Annotated in this window: 27 protein-coding genes; 10 read left to right on the forward strand and 17 right to left on the reverse strand. The window is 67.0% G+C overall.

Going from position 1 to position 26,941, the window contains the following annotated elements:
* The first annotated feature begins 65 nt into the window (after positions 1-65).
* From K3F48_RS03525 to K3F48_RS03535, 3 genes are all read left to right on the forward strand, one after another.
* The gene (locus K3F48_RS03525) at positions 66-1,013 is read left to right on the forward strand and encodes a class I SAM-dependent methyltransferase (protein ID WP_222574018.1); all 948 of its coding nucleotides are present in this window, start codon (positions 66-68) and stop codon (positions 1,011-1,013) included.
* 34 nt (positions 1,014-1,047) lie between these two features.
* Positions 1,048-1,440 (forward strand): DUF2946 family protein, encoded by a 393-nt coding sequence (locus tag K3F48_RS03530; protein WP_370631342.1) that lies wholly within the window; start codon positions 1,048-1,050, stop codon positions 1,438-1,440.
* Between the two features lie 171 nt (positions 1,441-1,611).
* Positions 1,612-1,995 carry a hypothetical protein gene (locus tag K3F48_RS03535; protein WP_222574019.1) on the forward strand — a complete coding sequence of 128 codons (384 nt, stop codon included), beginning with the start codon at positions 1,612-1,614 and terminating at the stop codon, positions 1,993-1,995.
* Positions 1,996-2,073: 78 nt separating this feature from the next.
* On the opposite strand, the gene K3F48_RS03540 is transcribed toward K3F48_RS03535, so the two are convergent.
* From K3F48_RS03540 to K3F48_RS03570, 7 genes are all read right to left on the reverse strand, one after another.
* Positions 2,074-2,751, reverse strand: coding sequence for an O-methyltransferase (locus tag K3F48_RS03540; protein WP_222574020.1), 678 nt, complete (start codon positions 2,749-2,751; stop codon positions 2,074-2,076).
* Positions 2,752-2,788: 37 nt separating this feature from the next.
* Positions 2,789-3,823: an NAD(P)/FAD-dependent oxidoreductase gene (locus K3F48_RS03545; RefSeq protein WP_222574021.1), complete on the reverse strand. Its 1,035-nt coding sequence runs from the start codon at positions 3,821-3,823 to the stop codon at positions 2,789-2,791.
* A gap of 417 nt (positions 3,824-4,240) precedes the next feature.
* Complete coding sequence (locus K3F48_RS03550; protein ID WP_255608125.1) at positions 4,241-4,630, reverse strand: 2Fe-2S iron-sulfur cluster-binding protein; 390 nt, start codon at positions 4,628-4,630, stop codon at positions 4,241-4,243.
* 124 nt (positions 4,631-4,754) lie between these two features.
* Positions 4,755-5,333 (reverse strand): ABC-type transport auxiliary lipoprotein family protein, encoded by a 579-nt coding sequence (locus K3F48_RS03555; RefSeq protein ID WP_222574022.1) that lies wholly within the window; start codon positions 5,331-5,333, stop codon positions 4,755-4,757.
* Positions 5,334-5,427: 94 nt separating this feature from the next.
* Positions 5,428-6,312: an MlaD family protein gene (locus K3F48_RS03560; RefSeq protein ID WP_222574023.1), complete on the reverse strand. Its 885-nt coding sequence runs from the start codon at positions 6,310-6,312 to the stop codon at positions 5,428-5,430.
* A complete protein-coding gene (locus tag K3F48_RS03565; protein ID WP_255608126.1) occupies positions 6,285-7,199 on the reverse strand; it encodes an ABC transporter ATP-binding protein in 915 nt (304 codons plus the stop codon). The genes K3F48_RS03560 and K3F48_RS03565 overlap by 28 nt, the downstream gene beginning before the upstream one ends.
* 10 nt (positions 7,200-7,209) lie before the next feature.
* Positions 7,210-8,334, reverse strand: a complete 1,125-nt coding sequence (locus tag K3F48_RS03570) for an ABC transporter permease (protein WP_255608127.1) — start codon at positions 8,332-8,334, stop codon at positions 7,210-7,212.
* A 167-nt stretch (positions 8,335-8,501) separates the two neighbouring features.
* Here K3F48_RS03570 and dgcA point away from each other — a divergent pair, with 167 nt between their 5' ends.
* The 3 genes from dgcA to K3F48_RS03585 all read left to right on the forward strand — a co-directional run bounded on the left by dgcA (position 8,502) and on the right by K3F48_RS03585 (position 12,961).
* Entirely contained in the window at positions 8,502-9,485 is a 984-nt protein-coding gene (gene dgcA, locus K3F48_RS03575; protein WP_222574025.1) for an N-acetyl-D-Glu racemase DgcA, read from the forward strand.
* A 113-nt stretch (positions 9,486-9,598) separates the two neighbouring features.
* Positions 9,599-10,717 carry a hypothetical protein gene (locus K3F48_RS03580; RefSeq protein WP_222574026.1) on the forward strand — a complete coding sequence of 373 codons (1,119 nt, stop codon included), beginning with the start codon at positions 9,599-9,601 and terminating at the stop codon, positions 10,715-10,717.
* An 801-nt stretch (positions 10,718-11,518) separates the two neighbouring features.
* A complete protein-coding gene (locus K3F48_RS03585) occupies positions 11,519-12,961 on the forward strand; it encodes a chromosome condensation regulator RCC1 (protein WP_222574027.1) in 1,443 nt (480 codons plus the stop codon).
* A gap of 6 nt (positions 12,962-12,967) precedes the next feature.
* Here K3F48_RS03585 and K3F48_RS03590 read toward each other — a convergent pair whose 3' ends face one another.
* Positions 12,968-13,189, reverse strand: a complete 222-nt coding sequence (locus K3F48_RS03590; protein WP_222574113.1) for a hypothetical protein — start codon at positions 13,187-13,189, stop codon at positions 12,968-12,970.
* On the opposite strand from K3F48_RS03590, the gene K3F48_RS03595 reads away from it, so the two are divergent.
* Complete coding sequence (locus K3F48_RS03595; protein WP_255608132.1) at positions 13,181-13,339, forward strand: hypothetical protein; 159 nt, start codon at positions 13,181-13,183, stop codon at positions 13,337-13,339. The two genes, K3F48_RS03590 and K3F48_RS03595, sit on opposite strands and share 9 nt — an antisense overlap.
* A gap of 213 nt (positions 13,340-13,552) precedes the next feature.
* Positions 13,553-14,077 (forward strand): hypothetical protein, encoded by a 525-nt coding sequence (locus K3F48_RS03600; protein ID WP_222574028.1) that lies wholly within the window; start codon positions 13,553-13,555, stop codon positions 14,075-14,077.
* A gap of 273 nt (positions 14,078-14,350) precedes the next feature.
* On the opposite strand, the gene K3F48_RS03605 is transcribed toward K3F48_RS03600, so the two are convergent.
* Entirely contained in the window at positions 14,351-16,123 is a 1,773-nt protein-coding gene (locus tag K3F48_RS03605) for a symporter-like protein (RefSeq protein WP_222574029.1), read from the reverse strand.
* Positions 16,124-16,302: 179 nt separating this feature from the next.
* Here K3F48_RS03605 and polA point away from each other — a divergent pair, with 179 nt between their 5' ends.
* Positions 16,303-19,287: a DNA polymerase I gene (gene polA, locus K3F48_RS03610; protein WP_222574030.1), complete on the forward strand. Its 2,985-nt coding sequence runs from the start codon at positions 16,303-16,305 to the stop codon at positions 19,285-19,287.
* Between the two features lie 76 nt (positions 19,288-19,363).
* The gene (locus tag K3F48_RS03615; RefSeq protein ID WP_222574031.1) at positions 19,364-19,603 is read left to right on the forward strand and encodes a helix-turn-helix domain-containing protein; all 240 of its coding nucleotides are present in this window, start codon (positions 19,364-19,366) and stop codon (positions 19,601-19,603) included.
* A 272-nt stretch (positions 19,604-19,875) separates the two neighbouring features.
* Here the strand turns inward: K3F48_RS03615 and K3F48_RS03620 are convergent, their stop codons facing one another.
* The 8 genes from K3F48_RS03620 to K3F48_RS03655 form a co-directional block, all read right to left on the reverse strand.
* Complete coding sequence (locus K3F48_RS03620) at positions 19,876-20,403, reverse strand: hypothetical protein (protein WP_222574032.1); 528 nt, start codon at positions 20,401-20,403, stop codon at positions 19,876-19,878.
* A 363-nt stretch (positions 20,404-20,766) separates the two neighbouring features.
* Positions 20,767-22,383 (reverse strand): sulfate adenylyltransferase subunit CysN, encoded by a 1,617-nt coding sequence (cysN, locus tag K3F48_RS03625; RefSeq protein WP_222574106.1) that lies wholly within the window; start codon positions 22,381-22,383, stop codon positions 20,767-20,769.
* Positions 22,383-23,297 (reverse strand): sulfate adenylyltransferase subunit CysD, encoded by a 915-nt coding sequence (gene cysD / locus K3F48_RS03630; protein WP_222574033.1) that lies wholly within the window; start codon positions 23,295-23,297, stop codon positions 22,383-22,385. The genes cysN and cysD overlap by 1 nt, the downstream gene beginning before the upstream one ends.
* A complete protein-coding gene (locus K3F48_RS03635) occupies positions 23,294-24,043 on the reverse strand; it encodes a phosphoadenylyl-sulfate reductase (RefSeq protein ID WP_222574034.1) in 750 nt (249 codons plus the stop codon). Before K3F48_RS03635 ends, cysD begins: the two co-directional genes overlap by 4 nt.
* The gene (locus K3F48_RS03640; RefSeq protein WP_222574035.1) at positions 24,040-24,540 is read right to left on the reverse strand and encodes a DUF934 domain-containing protein; all 501 of its coding nucleotides are present in this window, start codon (positions 24,538-24,540) and stop codon (positions 24,040-24,042) included. The genes K3F48_RS03635 and K3F48_RS03640 overlap by 4 nt, the downstream gene beginning before the upstream one ends.
* A complete protein-coding gene (locus K3F48_RS03645; RefSeq protein WP_222574036.1) occupies positions 24,524-26,248 on the reverse strand; it encodes a nitrite/sulfite reductase in 1,725 nt (574 codons plus the stop codon). The genes K3F48_RS03640 and K3F48_RS03645 overlap by 17 nt, the downstream gene beginning before the upstream one ends.
* Complete coding sequence (locus tag K3F48_RS03650; protein ID WP_222574037.1) at positions 26,245-26,571, reverse strand: DUF2849 domain-containing protein; 327 nt, start codon at positions 26,569-26,571, stop codon at positions 26,245-26,247. The genes K3F48_RS03645 and K3F48_RS03650 overlap by 4 nt, the downstream gene beginning before the upstream one ends.
* Positions 26,571-26,885, reverse strand: coding sequence for a 2Fe-2S iron-sulfur cluster-binding protein (locus K3F48_RS03655; RefSeq protein ID WP_222574038.1), 315 nt, complete (start codon positions 26,883-26,885; stop codon positions 26,571-26,573). Before K3F48_RS03655 ends, K3F48_RS03650 begins: the two co-directional genes overlap by 1 nt.
* Positions 26,886-26,941: the final 56 nt, after the last annotated feature.

The raw sequence follows: 26,941 nt of genomic DNA on the forward strand, positions 1-26,941 counted from the left end.
ATCCCCATCCGAAACCGCGCATCGACGCCCGCTCGCGGGCGACCGTTTTCGTCATGGGGATTCGCATGTCCGAGCACGACTCTACCCGTCCGCATTCGTCCGAATATTTCGGCGAGGAGCGGAATTTTTTCTGGAACGCCGATTTTCTCGACCTGATGGCCGCGCGTCTCGCGCTCGGCCGCGTCCGACGCGCCGCCGACCTCGGCTGCGGCGTCGGCCATTGGAGCGCTCTGCTGCTTCCACGCCTCGCTCCGGGCGCCTCGCTCGTCGGAATCGACCGCGAGCCGCGCCATGTCGCCGACTATCTCGCGCGCCTTCAGGGCGGCGGGCGGGTCGAGGCGCTGACGGCCGACGCGCGTCATCTGCCCCTGCCCGACGGCGCTTTCGATCTGGCCACCTGCCAAACTCTTCTGCTCCATCTGCCCGACCCCGAGGCGGCGCTCGCGGAGATGATCCGCATCACCGCGCCCGGCGGCCTCGTGCTCTGCGCCGAGCCGAATAATCTCGTGGCGCGTCTGCCATTCGGCGGAGCGATGGTCGAAGAGCCGCCGGACCGGCTCGTCCGGCGGTCGGAATTCGCCTGGCGGCAGGTTCTCGGCCGTGCGCGCCGCGGCAAAGGCGCGGAATACGTCGGCGAGCTGCTTCCGGGCCTCTTCGCGCGGCTCGGCCTCGAGGACGTGAAGGTCTGGCTCTCGGACAAGGCCCATCCCCACATCCCGCCGTTTTCGAGCCCAGCCGAAATCGCCATGGCGGCGGCGTGGGAGCGCTGGCGGACAGAGGGCGTCGGCCCCTATGAGCGCGCGGAGATTCGGGACAATGTGCTGGCCGGCGGCGGGTCGGAGAGCTTTTTCGAGGCCGCCTGGCGCGATTTTGTGGGCGAGGACGCACCTGGCGACGCCAGCGCCGCCGGGGGCGTTCTGCTCTATCTGATCGCCGGCAGACGCCCCGGGCGACGCCGATCCGGCGCTTCTTCGGCCCCGGAACGGCGAGCGAACAGCGCGCCGCTCCATTGACCGCGGGCGCGTCGCCGCCTATCTTGCTCGGATCGTGACCCAGAAGAGCGACAAATCCTGGCAATATGGACAGACGGCGGCGACGCTGCTCGTCGCTTATTTGTTCGTTCTGCAAGGCATCGCCCTGGGCGTCTCGATCGGCGCCAGAGCCGGTCAGGGAGCGCTGGGCGGCGCGGTCTGTCTGACGGCCCGCGCCAGCGTCGACAGTCGATCGCAAGCGCCCCGCCCCGCCTCTCACAGCTTCGACGCCTGCTGCCTGCAGCATTGCTCGGGGCTGGACGGAGGCGCCGTCGCCGCCACGACTGGTTATGAGGCGCCCACGGCGCTCTATGCGAGCCTGCTCTCGCCGCCGCGCGAGACGGCCCTCCTCCCCCGTCGGGAGGTTCTGCCTCTGGGGGCTCGGGCGCCGCCGTCGCGCGTCGCCTGATTAGCGGCCGAAGGCTGCGCCTGGCGCGCCTTCTTCCCCCGTTGGGCAGAAGGCGCAATTCCCCATAACTCGAGAACTCATCGTTCTGTTCGATCCAGACGGCGTGAACTGCGCATCGAGAGCGCGAGACCGTGGATTGGCGTCGATGGTTCGCCGAAAGGCAGTGGTGTCATGGATTACGAAATTTCCGCCAAGGAGCGACGCTCCGCTCGCGGAGCCGCGCGCGCGGCGGCCGCGCAGCGCGCATTTTTCCCGTCGAGCCGGCCCGTCGAGGTGCTGGAGACCTATTTCGGCGCCGATGGGCGTCCGGTGAAGCGCAAGAGCATCGGCGCGGCGCGAGTCGCGCGGCGCTATGACGAGCGCGGCAACAAGGTCGAGGAGGCCTATTTCAGCGCCGATGGCAAGCCGACCCTGCGCAAGGGCCTCGGCGTCGCCCGCATCGCCTGGCGCTATGACGAACGCGGCCGACAGATCGACGCCTTCTTCTTCGACGCCGAGGGCGAGCCCATCAACAAGGGCGCCGCCGCGCGCGACCGCGCGCTCGAGGACGCCTGACGAGACGATGGCGCGAGCCCTTTCGGCTCGCGCGTCCTTCCGCTCCAGAGAAGAGCGAGCCTTCAGGCTCGCTTCTTTTCAGCCTGTGATCAAAGCGATGGCGAAGCCGTCCCAGCCTTTGACGCCAACGGTCTGAATGGCGGTCGCGGTCACACGCGGCTCCGCCGCAATAGCGTCGAACAATGCGCGGGCGCCGCGAGCCATCTCATCGCCCTGCGCGTTCAGCACCGAGCCTTCCCGCACCACATTGTCGACGATAATGAGGCTCCCGGGGCGCGAGAGCTTCAGCGCCCAGTGGAAGTAATTGGCGTTGTTGGGCTTGTCGGCGTCGATAAAGGCGAGATCGAACGGCCCCGCCCCTTCGCTCTCGAGCTTGGGCAGCGTGTCGAGCGCCGGGCCGACGCGAATGTCGACAAGCTCGCGCACGCCCGCCCGCTCGAGATTGGCGGCGGCGACATCGGCGTGCGCCTGCTCGAGCTCCAGCGTCACCACACGCCCGCCCTCGGCGAGGGCGCGCGCCAGAAAGATCGTGCTGTAGCCGCCGAGCGCCCCGACCTCGAGGATTTTGCGCGCGCCGATCGAACGGGCGAGAAGATGCAGCAGCTTGCCCTGCGCCGCCGAGACGTCGATCGCCGGCAGGCCCGCCGCGGCATTGGCGGCGAGCGCTCCCGCGAGCGCCGCGTCGGCTTTGACGAGACGCTCGGCGATATAGGCGTCGACCGCGCTCCAGCTCTCCGAAGAGCTTTCCGAAGACATGGGCTTCTCCTCTCCCGGATTGCGCACGACGCTCGGCTCAGACGCCGAGCTTCTTCTGCAGATTGGTCGATGACGTCGTATATTGGAACAGCAGCTTCTTGTCCGGGAAGACGTAGCGATGCGCCTTCTGCGCGGCGAGCGCCGCCTCGTGGAAGCCGCACAGGATCAGCTTCAGCTTGCCCGGATAGGTGTTGATGTCGCCGATGGCGAAAATGCCCGGATGATTGGTCTCGAATTTCTCCGTGTCCACCGGCACGAGATTTTCATGCAGGTTGAGCCCCCAATCGGCGACCGGGCCGAGCTTCATCGTGAGCCCGAAGAAGGGCATCATCCGATGCGCCGACAGCACCGTGTCGACATTGTCGTTGCCGCGGATGGTGACCGAGGACAGCTGCCCCTCGACGCCCTCGATGGCGGCGACCTGGCCGAGTCGGAACGAGACCTTTTCGGCGGCGATCAGCTCCTGCAGCGCATTGACCGAATGCGGCGCGGCGCGGAACTGGTCGCGGCGATGCACCAGCGTCAGGCTCCTGGCGATCGGCTGCAGGTTCAGCGTCCAGTCCAGCGCCGAATCGCCGCCGCCGACGATGACGACATCCTTGTCGCGGAAATCCTCCATGCGGCGCACCGCGTAGAAGACGGATTTGTTCTCATAGGAGTCGATGCCGGCGATCGGCGGCTTCTTCGGCTGAAACGAGCCGCCGCCCGCGGCGACGAACACGACCTTGGCCTTGAACTTCGCGCCGGCGTCGGTCGTCACCTCGAAAGACGGCGCCTCGGGCGTGCCGGTCGGGGTGAGCGTCTCGACCATCTCGTTGAAGTGAAAGGTCGGATTGAAGGGCTTGATCTGCTCGAGCAGATTGTCGGTCAGCCCCTGGCCGGTGACGAGCGGATGGCCGGGAATGTCATAGATCGGCTTTTCGGGATAGAGTTCCGAGCATTGACCGCCGGCGCGCGGCAGAATGTCGATGACATGCGCCCTGATGTCCAAGAGGCCCAATTCGAAAACCGCGAACAGACCGGCCGGGCCGGCCCCGACGATCAGCGCGTCGGTTTCGATAACTTCGGTCATTGCTTGTCCTTCGCCGCTCTAGAGCGCTATCCGATTGGATCGGATAGCGCTCTAAAATTCTTTCGCTCGAGCGAATTCTGATCGATCGAACGATTCCGTTCGATCGGAAAGCGCTCTATGATGGTCTGCGGAACGCCGCGCCGGCGCGAGCGCCTCGGCGCAGTCGGCCGGCGTCGGCCAGAGAGCCGCTCCCGGCGGAAGCGCACCCGGCCGAAGCCGGCGATCGGTTCGCCGCCATGGTCTATAGCATCCGCGGCGTCATGCAACCGTCTTGCCTGCGCGTGTCTCGCCAGGAGGCGATGGCGGAAGCAATGCGCTCGAACGTGGCTCGGCGCCGCCGCTCTCGCAAAACAAAACGCCGCGGCGCGCGGCTTTGGTCGAAGACAATGAAGCGGCGGCGCGAAGCCGCCGCGACCGTCACCCCTGTTGGCCGGGCGTCGTCACAACGAGGCCGTCGAGATCCGGGCGCACGGTGATCTGGCAGCTGAGGCGCGAATTTGGCTTCACCTCGAAGGCGAAGTCCAGCATGTCCTCCTCCATCTGCGACGGCTTGCCGGTCTTCTCGACCCAGGCCTCATCGACATAGACATGGCATGTCGCGCAGGCGCAGGCGCCGCCGCATTCGGCGGGAATCTCGGGAATGTCGTTGCGGCGCGCCGTTTCCATGACCGTCGAGCCGGTCTCGCCTTCGACGGTGCGGGCCTGACCATGCGAATCGATGAAGGTGATCTTCGCCTTGGTCGGGGCCCCGCCGCCCGGCTCGGCGCCATAGCGGGTCACTTGCTCATCGAGGCAGGTCTTCACCATGATCTCTCGTCTCTCGGTTGCGTGGTCGATGCCTCGACCGATCGCCGCTCATCTAATGGGCCGTTCACCTATCATCGGCGCGTCAGGCGCGCCAGTCTTTCCTAAAGAGCGCGGCGGCGCGCCGTCAGCCCTGCGACGCCGCCCAGCGCACGATCTGCCGCAGCACGGAAGCGAGCGCCTCGTCCAGCGCATGGACGGCGGCCGGTCCGGTCGAATGCTCCGCCGGCGCCTGCGCCGAGAAGATGCGACCCGGCCCTGTCGCCACGCCGCGCGCATCCAAAATCTCGGCGGCGATCTCGACCACCGCCTCCCCGCTCGACACGTCGATCTCGAAGCGGCGGATGTCGGTCGAGAGAATGCGCTCGGCCGCCTGCCCCGGCCGCGCCACCGATCCGGTCTTGCGGCCGCGGTCGAAGGCGGCGATGAGGCGCGCCTGCACAAGGCGCGGCAGCCGGTCGACCCATTGCGCCTCGGCGAGATTGGCGAGGCCATTGGGTCCGGTGCGGATGACGATGCGATCGGAATCGATCGGCTGGATCGCATGCGGCTCGGCGACCGCGAGCGTGCGGCGCAGCGGCCGCGCCGCCGCGCTCTCGCCGAGCGCGCTCGACAGATCGAAGCTCTCGCGCTGCGGCGCGCCCGAGCAGGCCGAGACGGCGAGCGCGAGCGCGAGCGCCGTGGGCGCCGCTTTCGACGGCGTCATGAATTCACCCTTCCTCGAATCGGAGCGCAACGCCGCCTTTCGACACTCGGTAGATTACTCGAACGCCGCCGCGGTTCAAAGCGAAGACCCCGCATCATCGTCCCTTGTATTCCGGCAGCGCCGGCGACGCGCCGAAGATCACCTGCTGCGGGTTTTTTTCCAGCGAGCGCACCGCGCGCTCCACCGTCTCCAGCGTCTTGCGCGCGTCGACGGCGAGCAGCTCGTACTGCTTGAGCCCGCTGCCGGAAAAATTCTTCAGATTGGCCGAGGCGCCGGCGATGTCGGTGGCGATGCTATTGAGCTTCTTCGGATCGACGGCGGCGAGCAGCTTGTCGAGCCGTTCGGGAAGGGGCTTCAGCGAGCGGCCGATCGCCGCGAGGTCGTGCAGCACCGAGCCGATGTCGTCGGAATTGTCGGCGAGCGCCTTGCTGAAGGTCTCGGCGTTCTTCAAAGTCTGCGAGATCGTCGCGGAATTGGAGTCGAGGAGCTTGTCGACCTTGTCGAGCGCGTCGGTCGCCTTCTTCGACAGGCGCTGCACGCTGTCGATGATGTTCTGCAGATCGGAGCCTTCCGCCTCGATGCGCGGATAGGGCTGGCCCGGGGCGGCGACGAGATAAGGCGCGCGCGGCGTGCCGCCGACCAGCGCCACTGTCTTGACGCCGGTGAAGCCGGCCTGCTCGAGGCGCGCCTTGGTGTCGATCTTGATCGGCGTCTTCTTGTCGATGCTCACCAGCACGTCGACGCGATTCGGATCCTCCTCGGAGATCGCGAGCTGCGTCACCTCGCCGACCTTCAATCCGTCGAACTCGACCGCGCCGCCGCGCGTCAAGCCGGACACGGAGCCGGAAAAGACGATCTGATACGTCTTGTACTGCGCCGTCGTGCTCGGCCCCGAGAACCAGAACACGAAGCCGAAGGCGGCGAACACCACGGCGACGGTGAAGGCGCCGATCAGCGCGTAATTGGCGCGGGTTTCCATGTTTCGCCTTTCTCGGTCTCGTCTCGCTCGGTCTCGCCCGGCGTCGTTTCGCCACACGGCGTCTCGTCTTTCGGCCGGCGCAGCGCTCCCGTGAGGCGGGAGCCGCGCACGCCGTGGAAATAGGCGCGCAGCCAGGGATGGTCGCAGGCGAGCATCTCCTCCATCGTTCCAGCGGCGATCACTCTGCCCTCCGCGAGCGCGGCGACGCGGTCGCAGATCGAATAGAGGCTGTCGAGATCATGGGTGACCATGAACACGGTGAGCCCCAGCGTGCGCTGCAGGGTCGAGATCAACTCGTCGAAATCGGCGGCGCCGATCGGATCGAGCCCGGAGGTCGGCTCGTCGAGGAACAAGAGTTCGGGATCGAGCGCGAGCGCGCGGGCGAGCGCCGCGCGCTTGACCATGCCGCCAGACAATTCCGACGGAAACTTGTCCGCCGCGCTCGCCGGCAGGCCGACGAGATCGAGCTTGAGCATCGCCAGCTCGTCCATCAGCCGCGGCGAGACCTTGCGGCTCTCGCGCATCGGCATTTGAATATTCTGCCGCACCGTGAGGCTCGAGAACAGCGCGCCGTTCTGGAACAGCACGCCCCAGCGCCGCTCGAGGCGCCGCCGCTCTGCGGCGGAGAGACGGTCGCGATCCTCGCCGAACACCTCGATGCGGCCGGCGCGCTTCTCCACGAGGCCGAGGATCGCGCGCGTCAGCACGGACTTGCCCTGCCCCGAGCCGCCGACGAAGCCGAGCACCTCGCCGCGATAAATGTCGAGATCGAGGCCCTTCATCACGATGTGCTTGCCGAAGCCGACGACGAGGTCGCGCACGCGCACGACCGCCTCCCGTGCCTGCTTTGCGCCCTGCGCCGGCGCGACGATGGAAAGATCGGTCATGTCGGCGCTTCTAATATTTGATCGCGGCGAAAAAGATGGCGAACAGGCCGTCGACGACGATGACCATGAAGATCGCTTTCACCACTGCAGCGGTGACGTGCCGCCCGAGCGATTCGGCCGAGCCCTTCGTCGACATGCCCTCCATCGCGCTGACGAGGCCGATGATGAAGGCCATGAACGGCGCCTTGATGATGCCGACCATGAACGTATTGCGGCCGATTGCGGCCTGCAGCCATTCGAGATAGGCGACCGGGCTGATGCCCTCGTAACCCCAGCAGACGAGCAGGCCGCCGAACAGCGCCGACATGTCGGCGACGAAGGTGAGCAGCGGCATCGCCGCGACCAGCGCCAGGATGCGCGGCGTGACCAGCGTCTCCATCGGCGAGAGGCCCATGACGCGCAGCGCGTCGATCTCCTCGCGCATCTTCATCGAGCCGAGCTCGGCGGTGATGGCGGAGCCCGAGCGGCCGGCGATCATGATCGAGCTCAAGAGCACGCCGAGCTCGCGCAGCACCAGAACGCCGATGAGATCGACCGCATAGGACGAGGCGCCGAATCGTCGCAGCTGGAAGATGCCCTGCTGCGCGACGATGGCGCCGACGAGAAGATTGATCAGCGCGATGATCGGCACGCTGCGCAGGCCGAAATTCTCCATATGATGGACGAAAGACGTGAGGCGAAAGCGCCGCGCCACCGCCACGGCCTTGCCCGTCACCGACACGAACTCGCCGAGAAACACCGCCCCGGAGAAGGCGTCGCGGCCCACCGAGACCACCGAACGGCCGAGATCCGCGAGAATGTCGACGAGCAGGCCGCCGCGCGCCGGGCTCTGCGTCTCGAAACGGCGAAAATGCGCCTCGCGCAGCAATATTTCGTGCTCGGGCCGCGCGCCCTCGACCTTCGCCTCGACGCCCGCGCCAGCGAGCTCGGCGAGCGTGCGGCCGATCACCCAGGCCCCGGCCGTGTCGAGACTGGAAATCCGGGAGAGATCGAGCGCGGCCCGCGCCGCTCCGCGCCCCTCTGACGCAATCGTCGCCGCCGCCCGCTCCATTTCCGCAGCGCAGGCGAGCGCCCAGTCGCCTTCGAGCGAGAACGAGACCGCCTCGCCGGTCCGTCGCGACGAGACGTGAGCCATGAGCTCGAGCCTGGCGTTCATAAAGGTTTTTAGCCTTCCCGAGAGCGAAACACGTCCGCTCCCCCTTTCTGCCCGTCCCCCCGCGTCTTAACTTCCAGCGCAGGCGAAGTCGAGCGCGAGCGTCGCCATTGCGGCGCAGCGACGCTTGTTTCAACGGGAAAATCAAAATGGCCGTGGAGATGACGATCGCCGTCGAGCGCTTTCCGATCGCCGGACGCTTCGTGATCTCGCGCGGGGCGAAGACGGAAGCCGTGGCGGTGACCGTCGCTCTGCGCGAGGGTGAAGCGATCGGTCGCGGCGAATGCGTGCCCTACGCCCGCTATGGCGAAAGCGTGGAGAGCGTCGTCGCCGCGCTGGAAGGCGCGCGCAGGGCGCTCGAGGCGGGCGCCGGCCGCGCCGAGCTGGCGCGGCTGCTGCCGGCCGGCGCCGCCCGCAACGCGGCCGATTGCGCGTTGTGGGACCTCGAGGCGAAGCGTTCGGGCGTCCGCGCCTTCGGTCGCGCCGGGCTCGAGACGATGCGGCCGCTGGTGACGGCCTATACGATTTCGGTCGGCGCGCCGGCCGAGATGCGCGAGGCGGCGGCGAGGGCGGCCGAGCGGCCCCTTCTGAAGGTCAAGCTCGCCGGCGCGGGCGACATCGAGCGCATCGCCGCGGTGCGCGACGGCGCGCCCCGCGCCCGGCTGATCGTCGACGCCAATGAGGCCTGGCCCGAGGCCGATCTCGAGAAGAACCTCGAGGCCTGCGCCCGCGCCGGGGTGCAGCTCGTCGAGCAGCCGCTGCCGGCGGGCGCCGATGCGGCGCTGGCGCGCATCGCCCGCCGCGTCCCGGTCTGCGCCGACGAGAGCCTGCACGACCGCGCCGGCCTCGCGGCGCTCGTCGGCCGCTATGACGCGGTGAACATCAAGCTCGACAAGACCGGCGGCCTCACCGAAGCGCTGGCCCTCGCCGCCGAGGCGCGCCGGATGGGCTTTGCCATCATGGCCGGCTGCATGGTCGGCAGCTCGCTGGCCATGGCGCCGGCTCTGATTCTCGCGCAGCAGGCCGACTTCGTCGACCTCGACGGGCCGCTGCTGCTGGCGAAGGACCGTGAGCCGGGGCTGCGCTACGACGGCTCGGTGGTCAGCCCGCCGGAGCCAGCGCTCTGGGGGTAAGACGAAAGCACTTTTGCAACAGTCTAAGCGCGTTGAAACTCTCTAGACAAAGGAACGCCGGTCTGGAAAACCATATTCGCGGCAAGAATTCGTTGTCGAATTCGGGGCGGACGATGGTTTCACTCGATCGATTTTCGGCGCTCGTTGCGGATATCTACGAAGCGGCGATCGATCCGTCGCTATGGGAGCGATCGCTCGACGGCGTCGCCGCCGCGTGCGGCGGCACGATGGGGGCGCTCCTCGTCTATGATCCGCGCGAGCGCTCGCAATTCGTCTCGGTCAATCTCGATCCCGAGCAGAAACGTCTCTACGACGACTATTACGGGCGGCTCGATCCCGTCGCTTCCGTGCTCGGCAGAGCCGTGCGGGGCAAGATCGTCAGCGCTCGCGACATCCTCACAAAGGAGCAGCTTCGCGGCGAATTCTTCAGTGACTGGGCGCGCCCCAACGCGGTGGACGATGGGGCCTTCATCGATATTTCCGATCATCCCGGCCGCAGCTGCATCTTCGGCGTCGCCGGACGCTGGCGCTCGGAGCCTTTCGCAAGTCCGCAGGTGCTGCGCCTCATGACCCTGCTCGCGCCACATCTGCAACTGGCGACGCGGACACGATCGGGATCGGGGCTGCCCGAGATTCGGGACGGCGCGCTCGATCTCGTCGAGCATTGGCGGCGCGGCTGCGTCATGATTTCGCGCGACGGCAAAATCCTCTACGCCAACCACGCGGCGCGGGAGATCGCCGCGGCCGGCGACGGGCTCGGTCTCGACCGCCGCGGCCTGCGCGCCTCCGTCGGCTCGGCGAACGCCGCCCTGCTGCGGCTGATCGGCCGCGCCTGCAGGTCCGACACTGACGAACCTCGCTGCGGCGGCCGCGTCGCCGTCTCGCGCCCGTCGGGCCGGCGGCCCTATCTGGTGCAGATCCTGCCGCTCGGAGCCGCTCGCGCCGTGAGTCTCGCCCTCCCCGCCACGGCGGTGGCGATCATCATCGACAGCGAGCGCGAAGTCCGGCTGTCGCGCGGCGATCTGCGCGATCTCTATGGCCTGACGGAGTCGGAGGCCGAAGTCGCGATCCGCGCGCTCGAAGGCCGCGGCCTGCAATTCGTCGCCGACGACATGCGCATCGGACTTTCGACGGCGCGCACGCATTTGAAGCGGGTCTTCGACAAGACCGGCGCGCGCCGCCAAGCCGAGCTCGTGCGGCTGCTGATGGAGTTCGAAGCCGGCGGCCTGTGAAGGACGCTGGTGGTCTGCTTCATCGAATTTAATGGGCTTCGAGAGCGAGCCTCTAAGGCTCGCGGTCCATGGGCCGCGCTTGGACCGCAAGCCTTCAGGCTCGCTTTTTCACCCTGTCAAATCGGCTGAATCACGCCACTAGTCTCTGGCGCAGCGCCTCGCAAATCGCCGTGCGCCCGCATTCGCGCCGCCCGAACTCATGACGGTTCGACGCGACGATCCTCCCCCGAACGGCGGATGCGAACCTCAGCGCCGTCGAAGCATAGTCCGCGCGCTCCGCAGACAAGATCGCCCGCGGCGGCGAGCGGAGCTGCTCTTTGGAGAGACGCTGACATGTCGAAAACGCCATTTCGCCAGGGGGCGCGCGCGAAGCGTTGCTCCGATTCATTTATAGTGCTGACCTTGGCTCTCGCCGCAATCACGTCGATGAGCGTGTGTTCGGTTTCAGCTCGCGCGAGTTCGCTGCTCTTTCAGACGCACAATGACGGAACGAGCTGGACATCCACCCGAATCGGCTGGAGCCATCGCGTCGCCCGGCAACCGGCCACATCGGCTTCTCGAGAACAGAGCGCTCAGGAAGCAGAACGGCGCCGATTGGACGAAGCTCGACAACGATCCGAGGACGACCCGGATCGCCATCCTCGCACGCAGCCTCCAGCAACCGCGCAATGAGGCGCATCCGGCGGACCGCCGCGCAAGAGTTCGCGACCGTCGGACATCGCCAAATCCAAACAAGCCGCCAGCTTCGGTCGCTCGACCAGAGCGGACGCGCCAATTGCACGAAATCGGAAGGCATCGATCATGGAACCAGTCAGATTTTGCGTCGTCGCCACCCTGTCTCTGGCGCTCGCGACGCCTTCTCTCGCCGAGAGCCCGACCCGCACGCGCCTCCTCGCCTGGCCCAATCCGTCGACATCCGGCCAGCGCGTCGCTTTGCAGGCCGAGGTCGACGGCCTCGGCGCCGGCGCGCCGGCGGGCGTCGTGAACTTCACCGACGGCGCGCGCGCACTCGGCTCCGCCCGGCTCTCTCCTTTCCCGGCGGGGAGGGGCGTGATTGCGCTCGGCGTCGACCATAGCTGCGCGCTGACCAGCGCCGGCGGCGTCCAATGTTGGGGTTCGAATGATGTCGGGCAGCTCGGCGACGGGACCAGCACGAGCCGCCCTACTCCAGTCGCCGTGTCGGGCCTTTCGAGCGGCGTCGTCGCAGTTTCGGCTGGCGGCGGTCAGACCTGCGCGCTGACCGCCGGCGGCGCGGTCAAATGCTGGGGCCTCAACGATTCCGGACAGGTCGGCGACGGAACCACGACCAACCGCCTCACCCCCGTCGGCGTCTCGGGTCTGTCGAGCGGCGTCGTCGCGATCTCCGCGGGCGGCAATCACAGCTGCGCGCTGACCGCCGGCGGCGCCCTCAAATGCTGGGGCTATAATTTCTACGGCGAGCTCGGCGACGGAACCGACACGAACCGTCTCACTCCCGTCCCCGTATCGGGCCTCACGACCGGCGTCGTCGCGGTGGCGGCCGGCGGCTTTCATACCTGCGCGCGGACCGCGACCAACAGCGTCAAATGCTGGGGCTACAACGACTTTGGCGCGCTCGGCGACGGCACCACGACCAGCCGCCTCGCGCCGGTCTCCGTTTCGAGCCTTTCGAACGGCGTCGTCGAGGTCGCGGCCGCCATCGACCACACTTGCGCGCGGACCGACGCCGGGGCGGTCAAATGCTGGGGATCGAACGCCAATGGCCGGCTCGGCGACGGCACGACGATGGACCGTCTCGTTCCGGTCGCCGTATCCGGCCTGCCGAGCACGGTGGTCGCGATCACGGCGGGGCCTTTCGGTCACAGCTGCGCCCTGACGGCCAACGGCGCCGTCCGATGCTGGGGATCGAACGCCAATGGCGAGATCGGCGACGGGACGACGACAGACCGCCCGACGCCCGTCCTCGTTTCCGGCCTTTCGAAGGGTGTCGCGGCAATCGCGGCGGGCGGCTTTCACAGCTGCGCGACGGCCATCTCCGGCGCCGCCAGATGCTGGGGTTGGAACGGCGGCGGACAGCTCGGCGACGGAACGACGACGGACCGCTCCGTTCCGGCGACGGTCTCGTCGTTCGCAGCTCTGGTCCGGGCGCGGGCGCGGCTCTACACGAGATCTCTCGGCGTCGGCTCGCATACGCTTCGAGCGAGCTATCCCGGGGACGCGTTTCACTCGTCGTCCAGCGGATCGCGCGTGCAGACAGTCCAATGAGCGCCGTCACGCGCCCTTGTCCTCGCGCAGCACCTTGCCGTCGCCGCGCAGCAGGCGCCTGACGAAGGCGACGCTCTCCGGCGTCTCTTGCGACCACAGGCGCGCGGAGAGGACGCCGGCGAGGAAGCCCGCCCAGGCGAGCGCGAGATCCGGCTGTCGCACGCAGACCTGCGCGATCTCTACGGGCTGACGGCGGCGGAAGCCGAAGTCGCGATTCGCATGCTGCACGGCTATGGCCTGCAATTCGTGGCCGAGGAGCTGGGCACTGGGCATTCGACTGCGCGTAAGCATTTGAAGCGCATTTTCGACAAGACCGGCGCGCGTCGCCAGGCCGAGCTCGTGCGGCTGATCATGGAGCTCGAATCCGGCAGCCTCTGATCGGAGCCGTCTCGACGCCTCTCCGCGAGCAGAAGCATTTGCCGCTCATCTGAGCGCTTCTCCCCCGAATGGAGGACGCGATCCCCGCTGCGCTCGCGGCATAGTCGCCGCGTTAACCAATAGGCGCGTGCGTCGTCGCTCTGACGAGCAGCGCCTTTGTTCGGAGAATTGATGATGTCGACAATGCAAATTCACGAGTCACGGAGCGCGAAAGTGCGCCTGACAATTCATCGCCTCGCCATACTCTTTATGATCGGCATGATGCTCGGGGTGGTGGCGCCGATGAGCGCGACCGCAGGCTCTCTCTTGACCGCGCCCTTCAGCAGGTCAACGGCGAACAATGGCGGAGCTCTCTCGCTCGGCGGGACCTATCAGTTCGATGAATTCACCCAGGCGGACCCGTGGGTCGCGCAGGTCTATGCCAGCCCCAGCGAATGCCTTCGCATCGACGTGTATAGCCAGGACACGGATCTCGAAGCGGTGCTGGTCTCCCCGAGCGGTACGGTCTGGAGGAATGACGATCGTAACGGATCATCGGATCGCAGGCCCTTGCTCAAGGTGGTCACCACGGTGGCCACGGGAATAGGATGGCATGTTCTGCAGATCTCGAGATTCGATGGCAAAGGCCCGGGCGCGAATTTCAAATTCTATTACGGCCGCTATCCCGCCGGAAACCCCAATTGCGCGAGCCCGACCAGCCCCTCGTCGGTGAATGCGGTTGCGGCTTCGAAGGAATAATCGAGGCGCCGACAGCGCTGCGGAAACATCGCGTCGGCCCGACCTCGGGCCGACGTTTCCATTCCCGAGCGTCCCATGCGCGCTTTCAGGCTATTCTCCGTCGCGGCTTGGTCCTTCTTGATCGCTGCGCCAGCGTTCGCGACGAGCGTGACGCGCGCGTCCTCACCTCGCGCTTTATGGCGCGGGACAAGCAATAATGACGATCCGCCCGAGATCGGTGAATGCCGACGCCATGGACGCGCGCCGGGCCATCGCTTCGATTCGGCGCGCCGTTCACGCCCCCTTGTCCTCGCGCAGCACCTTGCCGTCGCCGCGCAGCAGGCGCCTGACGAAGGCGACGCTCTCCGGCGTCTCTTGCGACCACAGGCGCGCGGAGAGGACGCCGGCGAGGAAGCCCGAGAGCGCGCCGGCGAAGCCCGCCCAGGCCAGCGCGCCGACGGCCGTCGGACCGGGGTCGACGAACAAGATCCCCGCCATCGTCGCGACGCCGATCAATTGCGCCGCCATCGCATCCTTCTCCTGCGCCCGCGTGACGAAGACGAGGCCGAGAATCGGAACGAGGCCGGCGGCCGAGACCGCGAGCGCGAGGCCGACGAGCGTGCGCGCGTCGATGGCGTTGGCGGCGCTGGTCGCCGAGCCGAGCGCGGTGACGCCCACCAGCGCGACCCTGGTGATGGCGAGGCGCCGGCTGGTCAGCGCCGATTCGGAGCGCAGCCGGTAGAGCGCGTCATGGCCGACGGCGGCGGCGCAGGCGTGCAGGCTCGCCGCGGCGAGCACCAGCCCGACGGCGATCAGCCCCGAGGCGATGAGGCCGGTGAAAGCGGCCCCGAGCCTGGCGAGCTGCGGGAGCCCGCCGATCAGATATTCGGCGCGAACGGAGAGGTCCTGCGGGCGCAGCGGCGCGCCGGGCGCGAGATCGCGGGCGAGACAGGCCGCGCGCGCGGAGGCGGGCCGATCCGCACGCGCGCCGCAAATCTGCAAGAGGCCGCGCCCGCTCGCCTGATAGATCGCATCCGGCAGACGTTCGGGCGTCCGGCCGATGGCGGCGCGCGACAGGGCCAGCGCAGACGCGGCGATCGTCGCGGCCACCAGGGCGGCGGCGACGAGCGTCCAAACCAGAGCGGCGAAGCCCGCCCGCCGCGCCGCCGGGACGTCGCGTGTGGCCACGGAGGGCGTGAGCGCCGGCGCCAGGGTGGCGACGCCGAGCGCGATCCCGAGCGCGGTCGCATAATCGGCGGCCGAGCCCGCTCCGGCGAGCCCCCATTTCTCGATCAGCGCGGTCGCCTCGCGCCAGAGCGCCTCGTCGCCGAGGATCGGCAGAGCGACCGCGACATCCTGCGCGACCAGCGCCGCCTGCGGCAGCGCGAAGCCGGCGAGCATCACGCCGGCGGCCGCGCAGGCGCTCCACACCACGCCCCCGACCCCGCCGGGTCCGGCGATCAGCAAAATGGCGGCGCCGATGAGAAAGGCCGCGAAAGGCCGCCCGGAGCCGGTGAAGCCGACCAGCGCGTCGACCGCCGTCTGATAGCCGGCGAGCGCAACAATGGCCGACGACACCGCGGCGACCGCGATCATACCGAGCCGCGGCTCGACGCTGGCGAAGCGCGCGGCGAGCAGCTCCGTCAGCGAGAAGGCCCCCGTCTTGCGCAGCAGCGGACCGACCGACGCCGCAATCGCCGTCAGGCCGAGCAGAAAGCCGGCGAGAACGGCGCCGGGCGAGGAGTGTCCGGAAAGACGCGCGGCGAAGGGCGCCGCGAGGCCCATCATGATCGCCGTGGTCGCCAGCCCGGCATAGGACGCCGGGGCGGCGCGCGAGGCGGCGTAATAAAATGAGACGCGCATCGAATGCAGGAGGAAGCCCAGTCCCGCCAGCGCGACGACGGTGAAATAAGGCGAGAGCAGCGCGACGAGACGTTCCGGCGCGCCGACGCGGTCGAGCAGAGCGACGAGCCCATAGGCCGAGGCGAAGGTGGCCACGGCGAAAGCGATGCGGGCGTCGAGCCGCGCCCGCTCCTCGAAACTCTCCTCGGCGCCCGTCTGTCGCATGAGCCGCTCTCCTCGCATGAGGAGCCTAGCGGAGCATCCCCGCAAAAACCAGCAGTCCCGCACCACGACTCTGATCGCTTCGCCGCGCCGCTCCTTCCGACGAGCACGGGAGCGAGCCTTCTCGGCGCCGCGCGGCGGTGATAGGGTCCGCCCTCCCCGGCCCATCCCGAAAGCTCCGCATGTCCCTCACTCACCAGCCGATCGGCCCCGGCAGCCACATTTTTCTCGTCGACGGCTCGTCCTTCGTCTTTCGCGCCTATTTCCAATCGATCCGCCAGGACGCCAAATATAACTATCGCGCCGACCGGCTGCCGACCGGCGCGGTGCGGCTGTTCTGCGCCAAGCTGTTCCAATTCATCCGCGAAGGCGCGGCCGGCGTCATGCCGACGCATCTCGCCATCATTTTCGACAAGTCGGAGAACTCCTTCCGCAAGGAGATCTATCCCGACTACAAGGCGCATCGCCAGGAGCCGCCGGCCGATCTCGTCCCGCAGTTTCCTTTGATGCGCGCCGCCGTGCGCGCCTTCGGCCTCCTGCCCATCGAGCAGGATGTCTATGAGGCCGACGATCTCATCGCGACCTATGCGAGAGAGGCGCGCGCGCGCGGCGCCGATGTGCTGATCGTCTCCGCCGACAAGGATCTGATGCAGCTCATCGACGACAAAGTGTCGATGTATGATCCGGCGTCGGGAACGCGCGAGGAGCGGCGCATCGGCTACGCCGAAGTCATCGACTATTTCGGCGTGCCGCCGGACAAGGTCGTCGACGTGCAGTCGCTCGCCGGGGATTCCACCGACAATGTGCCGGGCGCGAAAGGCATCGGCGTCAAGACCGCCGCGCAGCTCATCAATGAATATGGCGATCTCGACACGCTGCTCGCCCGCGCCGGCGAGATCAAGCAGCCCAAGCGCCGCGAGGTCCTGACCGATCCGGTGAGCGTCGCGCTGATCCGCACCTCGCAAAAGCTGGTCAAGCTCGTCGACGACGCGCCGCTGGAGATTCCGCTCGACGATCTCGGACTGCATCAGCCGGACGGCAAGACGCTCGTTTCCTTTCTGCAGGCGATGGAGTTCACGCAGCTCACGCGACGCGCGGCGGAGACTTATGGCGTCGAGGCGAATGAGATCGAGCCGGACCCGGCTTTCGTCGGCCCCGCCGGCTGGCGCGCGCGCAATGGCGAGGTCGCCGAGGCCCCCGCCCTGCCCGCGCCGCCCGAGCCCGCGGCCGCGCTGCCGAAGCCGGCGGATGCGGGCGCCTTCACGCCCGCCGCCCTCGCGGAAGCGCGACGCGAAGAGGGCGTCGCGACCAGGATCGATCGCACGCTCTACGAGACGGTGACGACTCTGGAGCGGCTCGACGCCTGGATCGCGGAGGGCTTCGCCGCCGGCGTCGTGGCGATGGACACGGAGACCACCTCGCTCGATCCCATGTCCTGCAATCTCGTCGGCGTCTCTCTCGCCACTGCGCCCGGCCGCGCCTGCTACATACCGCTGCAGCATGTCGCGGCGGCGGCGCCCGATCTCCTCGGCGACGCCGAGCCGCCGCCCGTGCAAATTCCTTTCGCCGAGGCGCTCGCGCGATTGAAGCCGCTGCTCGAAGCGCGCAGCGTGCTGAAGATCGCGCACAACATGAAATATGATCTGCTCGTGCTCGGCGGCTGCGGCGTTCATGTCGCGCCGATCGAGGACACGATGCTGATCTCTTATGCGCTCGACTCCGGGCGCAATAATCACGGCCTCGACGAGCTCGCCAAGAAGCATCTCGGCCATGAATGCATCCCCTTCTCGGCTGTCGCCGGCTCCGGCCGCACATTCATCGGCTTCGCGCGCGTGCCGCTCGACAAGGCCACGGAATATGCGGCGGAGGACGCCGATGTCGCGCTGCGCCTGTGGCGCGTGCTGAAGCCGCGCCTTTCCGCCGAGCATATGGCGAGCGTCTATGAGACGCTGGAGCGGCCGATGGTCGGCGTGCTCTCCGCAATGGAGCGGCGCGGCGTCGCCATCGATCGCGACATTCTCTCGCGTCTCTCGGGAGAATTCGCGCAGGACATGGCGCGGCTCGAGGCGGAGATCTACGACCTCGCCGGCGAGAGCTTCAATCTCGGCTCGCCCAAGCAATTGGGCGATATTCTGTTCGGCAGGATGGGCCTGCCCGGCGCGAAGAAGACCGCGACCGGCGCCTGGTCGACGTCGGCGAGCGTGCTCGAGGATCTCGCCGAAACCGGCAACACATTCGCCGCGCGCATTCTCGATTGGCGCCAGCTCTCCAAGCTCAAATCCACTTACACGGATGCGCTGCCCGGCTTCGTGAACAAGGCCACCAATCGCGTCCACACCTCCTACTCGCTCGCGGCGACGACGACCGGGCGCCTCTCGTCATCCGAGCCCAATCTGCAGAACATTCCCGTGCGCAACGAAGCCGGCCGCAAAATTCGCAAGGCCTTCGTCGCCGAGCCGGGTCATGCGCTGATCTCCGCCGATTATTCGCAGATCGAATTGCGCCTGCTCGCGCATATCGCCGATATTCCGCAATTGCGGCAGGCCTTCGCCGACGGGATCGACATTCATGCGATGACGGCGAGCGAGATGTTCGGCGTGCCGGTTCAGGGCATGCCGTCCGATGTGCGCCGCCGCGCCAAGGCGATCAATTTCGGCATCATCTACGGCATTTCCGCCTTCGGCCTCGCCAATCAGCTCGGCATTCCTCGCGAGGAGGCGAGCGCCTATATCAAGCGCTATTTCGAGCGCTTCCCCGGCATTCGCGGCTATATGGATCAGACAAAGAAGCTGGTGCGCGAGACGGGAGTCGTCACCACCATCTTCGGCCGCAAATGCCATTTTCCGGGCATCGCCTCGTCGAACGCTTCCGAGCGCGCCTTCTTCGAGCGCGCGGCGATCAACGCGCCGATCCAAGGCGCCGCCGCCGACATCATCCGCCGCGCCATGGCGCGCATGGATGCAGCGCTCGCCGCGGCCGGCTGCTCTGCGCGCATGCTGATGCAGGTGCATGACGAATTGGTGTTCGAGGCGCCGCTCGCCGAGACCGAGGCGACGATCGCCGTGGTGAAGCGCGTGATGGAGGAGGCGCCACATCCCGCGGCGACGCTCTCCGTGCCGCTGCAAGTGGAGGCGCGCGCGGCGCAGAATTGGGACGAGGCGCATTGAACGCGGCCTCGAGCGTTCAGCGCGCAAATCAGCTTCGATTTTCGCCGACCCATCCCGGTTCAGCGCGGGGGCGCAATTGGCAAAAGCGGTCGGATCGGCGCGCCAGAAGGCGCTGATCGATTTTCTCGTCAAACGCAGGAACGAACTGGGTCTGACGCAGGCGCAGGTCGCGACGCGGCTCGGAGAATACCAGTCCTTCGTCGCCCGGCTGGAAAGCGGCCAGCGGCGCGTCGATGTGGTGGAGTTTCTGGAGCTTGCGAAGATATTGAAGTTCGATCCCGTTCAGCTCATCGCGAGCCTGAGGGACATGCCGTGAAGGCAGAGCTTCTATCGTCTGACGGCGGCGACGCTCTCCGTTCCGCTGCAAGTGGAGGCGCGCGCGGCGCAGAATTGGGACGAGGCGCATTGACGGGCGCGCGCGAAGCAACGAAAGCGAGCCTGAGGCTCGCGGTCCAAGGCTCGAGCTCGTATCGTATACGCAGCCTCGGCCGTCATTGCGAGCATAGCGAAGAGCCGTGGGGCGACTCTAAAGATTGCTTCGTCGCTTTGCTCCTCGCAACGACGGCCCGGATCTCTGCAAATGGACGATCAGAGCCGCTTCAGCCCGTCCTCATAGCTGATGGCTTCATAGCTCGTGTCATATTTCAGACCTCCGTCGACGATCGTGTCGAGCTTCTCGGCCGTGTCATATTTCTTCATCTTGGTCTTATCGAGATAGAAGAGCTCGATGAGCTCGTTGTAGACCGAGGTGTCGTCGATCGGCAGGACATAGAAGGGCACGCCGCCGAAGCTGATCTGATAGCGCGAGGCGCGGTCGAGATCGCCGACATAGACGAAATATTTCCCCTTCGGCTCGAGACTCGCGCCGAGCGTCTCGACGAGCGAAGGAAGCTGCTTGAAGCTCGCGAGCGATCCGGCGAGGAAGGACAATGCCGGCTCTCCATCCTGCGCCGCCGCGAAGACCGCCGCGAGGGTGAGAAGCGGGTCGAGCGTGATGGCGATCTCGCCGCGGAAGCCGAAGCGTCCGGCGTGATGCGTCGTCCCCTTGTGGGCGGGCTTCAGCAGGCGGCCTTCCGCCTCCAGGCGGCCGAAGGCGGTGGACTCTATGGTGGTCATCTCAGGCTTTCGGTTGTCCGTCCGTTCCCGAAACATTCGAGACTATGACGGCCGATCTTCATAGGCGCGCGTTCCGGCTCGAACGCTTCCCGACAGAGAACGAACGTCGCCTCAGCCCGACGCTGATCGATATGCGAGGAGGGAAAAGCGGCTCGAGCCGCGCGCGAAGGCTATTCTTCAAAGGCATTGTGACGCCGGAGCGGTCTAGACAGCCGTGTCGGCTTTCGATCCTCAGGCCGGCGCGTCGCGCTCTCCTGTTCGAACAAGCATTTATTGCGCCAGAAATCGCACGCCACTTCAGAAGACGCCGTCATTGCGAGCGAGGCAATGATGACGCGGGCGCGTCATGCGAGCCTTCTGGCGTTACAGCCCCGCGTCGTCGGTCGGCTTCATGCCGATGCGAAAGCGTGACCACAGACGCTCATGCAGATAATAGAGCGCGATCTTGCAGGCGATCTCGGTTCCGGTGATCGCGGCGGAGACGCGCAAATCATCGGTGAAGACGAAGGCGGCGCCGAAGGTGACGAGGCTGCCGGGCACGCGCCACGACAGAGCCTTGACGAGGCTGCGCAGCGGCGTCGGCCCCGCCTCGCGCGGCGGCGTCGGCACGCCCTCCATCGAGGCATAGCTCGCCTCGACGCCATTGCGCGGGCTGCGCTCGGTCCAGGTCGATTGCTGCACCATGCCGACCGCGACCGTCTCATTGGTCACGCGATCGATCAGGATGAACCCGCCCGTCTCGCGATTGTCCGCATAAGGGTCGCAGACGACGGCGGTGTCGAGCCAAAGCTCCGCCTCGCCGATCTCGTTGAAGGCGAGCGTCGCGCTCGCATCGCTCAGCGGCTCGGCGAGCCCGCTCTCGACGCGTATATGCGAGGAGACCTTCCTCACCGAAGCGGGCGTCGTCTTCGTGCCGAGCTTCAGGAGATAGCTCTTGTCGACGGCGAGCGGCTCGCGCACCAGCCACAAGAGCTTGGCCGAAAGACGATCGCCGACCTCGGCAGGAGAAACGGGCGAGACCAGCATGTCGCCGCGCGACACGTCGATCTCCTCCGTCAACGTCAGCGTGACCGATTGGCCGGCGACCGCGTGAGCCAGATCGCCGTCAGAGGTGACGATGCGCGAAATTCGCGTGTCGCGCCCCGCCGGCAGAATGCGGACGATGTCACCGGGCTTCACATTGCCGCCGGCGATGAAGCCGGAGAAGCCGCGGAAGTCGTGCGATGGACGGTTCACCCATTGCACGGGGAAGCGGAGGGGCAACACGCGCGCATTATCGTCCAGAGCGACGTTCTCGAGATAGGACAGCAGCGGCGGACCCGCATACCAGCCCATCTTCTCGCTGGCGTGCACGAGATTGTCGCCGTCCTTCGCGACGAGCGGAATGAGCGCGATGGAGAGGAAGCGCAACGGCGCGGCGAAGGCGCGGAAGTCGCGCTCGATCGCCGCGAAGACCTCTTGCGAATAATCGACGAGGTCCATCTTATTGACCGCGACGACGACATGGCGCACGCCGAGCATCGACACGATCATGCTGTGGCGGCGCGTCTGATCGAGCAGGCCCTTGCGCGCGTCGACCAGCAGCACGGCGAGCTCGGCGGTCGAGGCGCCGGTCGCCATATTGCGTGTATATTGCTCATGGCCGGGCGTATCCGCGACGATGAACTTGCGCTTGCCCGTCGCGAAATAGCGATAGGCGACGTCGATGGTGATGCCCTGCTCGCGCTCGGCGGCGAGGCCGTCGACGAGCAGCGCGAAATCGAGATCGTCGCCCTGCGTGCCGTGCTTCTTGGAATCGCGCTCGAGCGCCGCGATCAGATCGTCGGGCGCGAGATCGGCGTCATAGAGCAGGCGGCCGATCAAGGTCGACTTGCCGTCGTCGACCGAGCCGCAGGTGATGAAGCGCAGCAGAGGTTTTTCCGCGGGCGAAGGCCCGCCGGCCGATCGCGGCGGCGTGGACGAAGCGAGGCCGCCGTGCATCAAAAATACCCCTCCTGCTTCTTCTGCTCCATCGAAGAGGAGCCGTCGTGATCGATGACGCGCCCCTGTCGCTCGGAGGAGCGGCTCGCGCGCATTTCGGCGATGATCTCGTCGAGCGACGCCGCCGCGCTCTCTATGGCGCCCGTCAGCGGATAGCAGCCGAGCGTGCGGAAACGCACCATTTTCTGCTGAATCATCTCGCCGTCGCGCAGCTTCAGCCGCTCGTCGTCGACCATGATCAGCATGCCGTCGCGATCGATGACGGGACGCTCCTTGGCGAAATAGAGCGGCACCACATCTATGCCCTCGCGCGCGATATAGTCCCACACATCGGCCTCGGTCCAATTGGAGAGAGGAAACACGCGCAGGCTCTCGCCCGGACCCTTGCGGGCGTTGTAGAGCCGCCAGAACTCCGGTCGCTGCGCCTTGGGGTCCCAGCGATGCTGGGCATTGCGGAAGGAGAGCACGCGCTCCTTGGCGCGGGATTTTTCTTCGTCGCGGCGCGCGCCGCCGAAGGCCGCGTCGAATTTCCATTTGTCGAGCGCCTGCTTCAGCGCGTCGGTCTTCATGATCTGCGTATGCAGCTGCGATCCGTGCACCGTCGGATCGATGTTCATCTCGCGCCCTTGCGGGTTCGAATAGACGAGCAGCTCCATTCCGGTCTCGACCGCGCGACGATCGCGAAACGCGATCATCTCGCGGAACTTCCAGGTCGTGTCGACATGCAGCAGCGGAAACGGCGGCTTCGACGGATAGAAGGCCTTCATGGCGATGTGCAGCATCACCGCCGAATCCTTGCCGATCGAATAGAGCATCACCGGCCGCTCGCATTCGGCGACGACCTCGCGCATGATGTGGATGCTCTCCGCCTCGAGCTTGTCGAGATGGCCGAGCGTCTTCGCCGCGACACTCATTGCTCGGCCTCCGGCGCCGCGCCGCGCACGAGGCGTCCGTCCGGCCCGACATGCAGGCCGCACTCCTTCTTCTGATCGTCTTCCCACCACCAGCGGCCGGCGCGCTCGCTCTCGCCGGGCTCGATGGCGCGCGTGCAGGGCGCGCAGCCGATAGAGAGAAAGCCCTTCGCATGCAGATCGTTCACGGGGACGCTGAATTCCTCGATTTTTTCGGCGATCGCCTCGCGCGTGTAGTCGGCGAGCGGATTGAGCTTCACGAGCCTGCGGGCCGAGTCGAGCTCGGCGAGGCGCACGCCTTCGCGCGCCTGCGATTGATCGGCGCGCAGCCCGGTGACCCAGCCCGAGGCGCCGGCGAGCAGGCGGGCGAGCGGCTCGACCTTGCGGATGTCACAGCAGGCCTTGCGATTCTCGACCGAGCGATAGAAAGCGTTGATCCCGTGCTCGGCGACGAAATCGGCGAGCGGCTCGGGCTGCGGATAGACAGGCCGGATATGGCGCGCATAACGCGCTTCCGTACGCTCCCAGAGCGCGACCGTCTCTTCGAACAGGCGTCCCGTGTCGATGGTCACGACATCGATCTCGAGCCCCTGCGTGAAAATCGAATGGGTGACGAGCTGATCCTCTATGCCGAAGCTCGTCGTGAAGACGATGCGCCCCGGAATGACCTCGCGGGCGAGCTTCAGCCGATGATCGAGATCGAGAGCGGCGAGCCGCGGCGCGAGAATATCCACGATCGACGGCTTCATGATACGCCCTTTCGACGTCGCTCGAGGATGGACGCGCCGCCCGCATGGCCGCGCTGATAGGAGAGGCTGCGCGCGCGCAGCGCCTTCGCCCAATTGGCTTCGCCATGGCGCTGCGCCAGCTCGTCGGGAATCTCGATCGAAACGAAGCCGCTGCCGATCGCGTGCAGATATTGGTCCGGCGTCAGCCGGCCGCTGGCGCGCAGCTCGCCGGCAAATCCCGCGCGGCGCAGCAGGCGCGCCAGCGAGAATCCGCGCCCGTCGGTGAAGGCGGGAAAGGCGATGTCGATCAGCGCCAGCCGCGCGAAAAAAGGCGCCAGCGTCGCCGGCTCCGTGGTGTTGGCGACATAGACGCCGACAGCGGCGAGCCGCGCGTCGTCGAGCGCGGCTGCAACGCGCTGCTGCGAGACGATCACCTTGCCCGACGCGGGCAGCGATTCCTCATCGGCGAGACGACGCCACTCGTCCGCAACGAAAGCGCCGTCAGATACCAGAGCCATCCTCGCCCTCCCGGCGCGCCGATTCCTTGAAACGCTTATGCCCGAGGCGCCGCACCGTGTCGATGAAACGCTCGCCTTCGCAGCGCTCGGCGAGATAGAATTCGACGAGATTTTCGATCACGTCGGGGACTTCCTCGGCGGAGACGCCGGGGCCGATCAATTCGCCGATCGACGCATCGAGCGTCGGATCGCCGCCGAGCGTGACCTGATAGGATTCGACGCCCTTCTTCTCGAGGCCGAGAATTCCGATCGCGCCGACATGATGATGGCCGCAGGCGTTGATGCAGCCGGAAATCTTGACGCCCAGCTGGCCGATGCGGCGCTGGCGCTCGAGATCGGCGAAGCGCTTCGAGATCGCCTGCGCGATCGGAATGGAGCGCGCCGTCGCCAGCGCGCAATAATCGAGGCCCGGGCAGGAGATGATGTCGCTGATGAGGCCGGCGTTGGCGGTCGCGAGGCCCACCGCGTCGAGATCGCGCCAGAGAGCGTGGAGATCGTCCTTCCTCACATGCGGAAGAATGATGTTCTGCTCATGGCTGACGCGCAATTCTCCGAAGCCATAGGCGTCCGCGGCGTCGGCCAGCGCGCGCATCTGCGCGGCGGTGGCGTCTCCCGGAATGCCGCCGATCGGCTTCAAGGAGACAGTGACGATCGCATAGCCGCTCGCCCGATGCGGCGCGACATTGACCGCGGCGAAAGCGGCGAAGGCGGCGTCATCCGCCTTTGCCTTCTCGAACGCCTCGGAGCGCTCGGGCAGCTCATCATAGGGCGCGGTCCCGAAGAAGGCGGCGACGCGGGCGAACTCCTCGCTGTCATATGCGAAGGGCGCTCGGTCCATCGCCGCGAATTCCGCCTCGACCTGCGCGCGAAGCTCGTCGAGCCCGGTCTCATGCACCAATATCTTGATACGCGCCTTGTATTTGTTGTCGCGCCGGCCGAAGCGGTTGTAGACGCGCAGGATCGCCTCGAGATAAGCGAGCAGCTCGGCGCGCGGCAGAAACTCGCGCAACAGCTTGCCGATGAAAGGCGTGCGCCCGAGGCCGCCGCCGACGATCACCTCATAGCCGATGTCGCCCGCCGCATTCTTCACGACACGCAAGCCGATGTCATGGACCTTCACCGCCGCGCGGTCGTGCTCGGCGCCGGTGACGGCGATCTTGAACTTGCGCGGCAGGAAGCTGAACTCGGCATGCGCGCTCGACCATTGCCGCAGAAACTCCGCCGTCGGACGCGGGTCCTCGATCTCGTCGGCGGCGACCCCGGCGAAATGATCGGCGGTGACATTGCGGATGCAATTGCCCGAGGTCTGAATGGCGTGCATGTCGACATCGGCCAGCGCCTCGAGAATATCGGGCACGTCGACGAGCCTCGGCCAATTGAACTGCAGATTTTGCCGCGTGGTGAAATGGCCGTAGCCCTTGTCCCATGTGTCGGCGATATGGGCGAGCTGGCGCATCTGCCGCGAGGTCAGCGTGCCATAGGGGATGGCGACGCGCAGCATATAGGCGTGCAGCTGCAGATAGAGCCCGTTCATCAGGCGGAACGGACGGAACTCGTCCTCCGTCAGAGCCCCGGCGAGGCGGCGCTCGACCTGGCCGCGAAACTCCGCGACGCGCTCGCGCACGAAGGCGCGATCATACTCATCATAGGCGTAGCCGATCGGCGCGGAATTGGGGCGCGGCGGCAGCGTCGGATCATGCGCGGTCATCTGCCGTCTCCCTCTCTGCGCTCCGCCTGCTTGCCGAGATCCGGCCTGACGCTCGGCCCGGCGAACCGGAACTGCTCGCGAAAATGCAGCGGCGTCGGCGCGCCGTCGGCCGCGATCGCCACATCGACGAGATAGGCGTCGACGACGCGATTGGCGGCGACCTCCGCATCGGCCGCGGCCTTCAGAGCGGCGGCCGCCTCCCCGTCGTAAGCAATTTTCGCGCGCAGATGGTCGCGCTCCCAGCCGGCGGCGCCGAGAACGACCACATCGCCCTGCGCGAGATCGCTGGCGATGACGATTTGCGGATGGCGGAGCGCGGCCATCAGGCCTCCTTGACCAGAGTGAGCTTCAGCCCGTCGAGCTCGTCGGACCAGATGATCTGGCAGGACAGCCGCGACGTGTCGTGCAGAAACGGCAGCTCGTCGAGCTTGTCGAGCTCGTCCTCGCGCGGCGGCGGCACCTTGTCCGCCCATTGCGGGTCCAGAATGATATGACAGGCGGCGCATGTCACGGAGCCGCCGCAGCAGCCCTCCATGCCCATGCCATAGTCCCGCAAGATCTCCATCAATCGCCAGCCCTCCACGGGCTCGAGATCATGAACGACGCCATCGGCGTCTTCGACCCGGATCACGCTCATCCCCTTCTCCGCGCCCGCCGCCGCGGCCGTCCCTTTGCAAGTCGCGGTCTACTTAT

Origin of the sequence: Methylosinus sp. Sm6 (genome assembly GCF_019802345.1) — a bacterium.
Lineage (GTDB): Bacteria > Pseudomonadota > Alphaproteobacteria > Rhizobiales > Beijerinckiaceae > Methylosinus.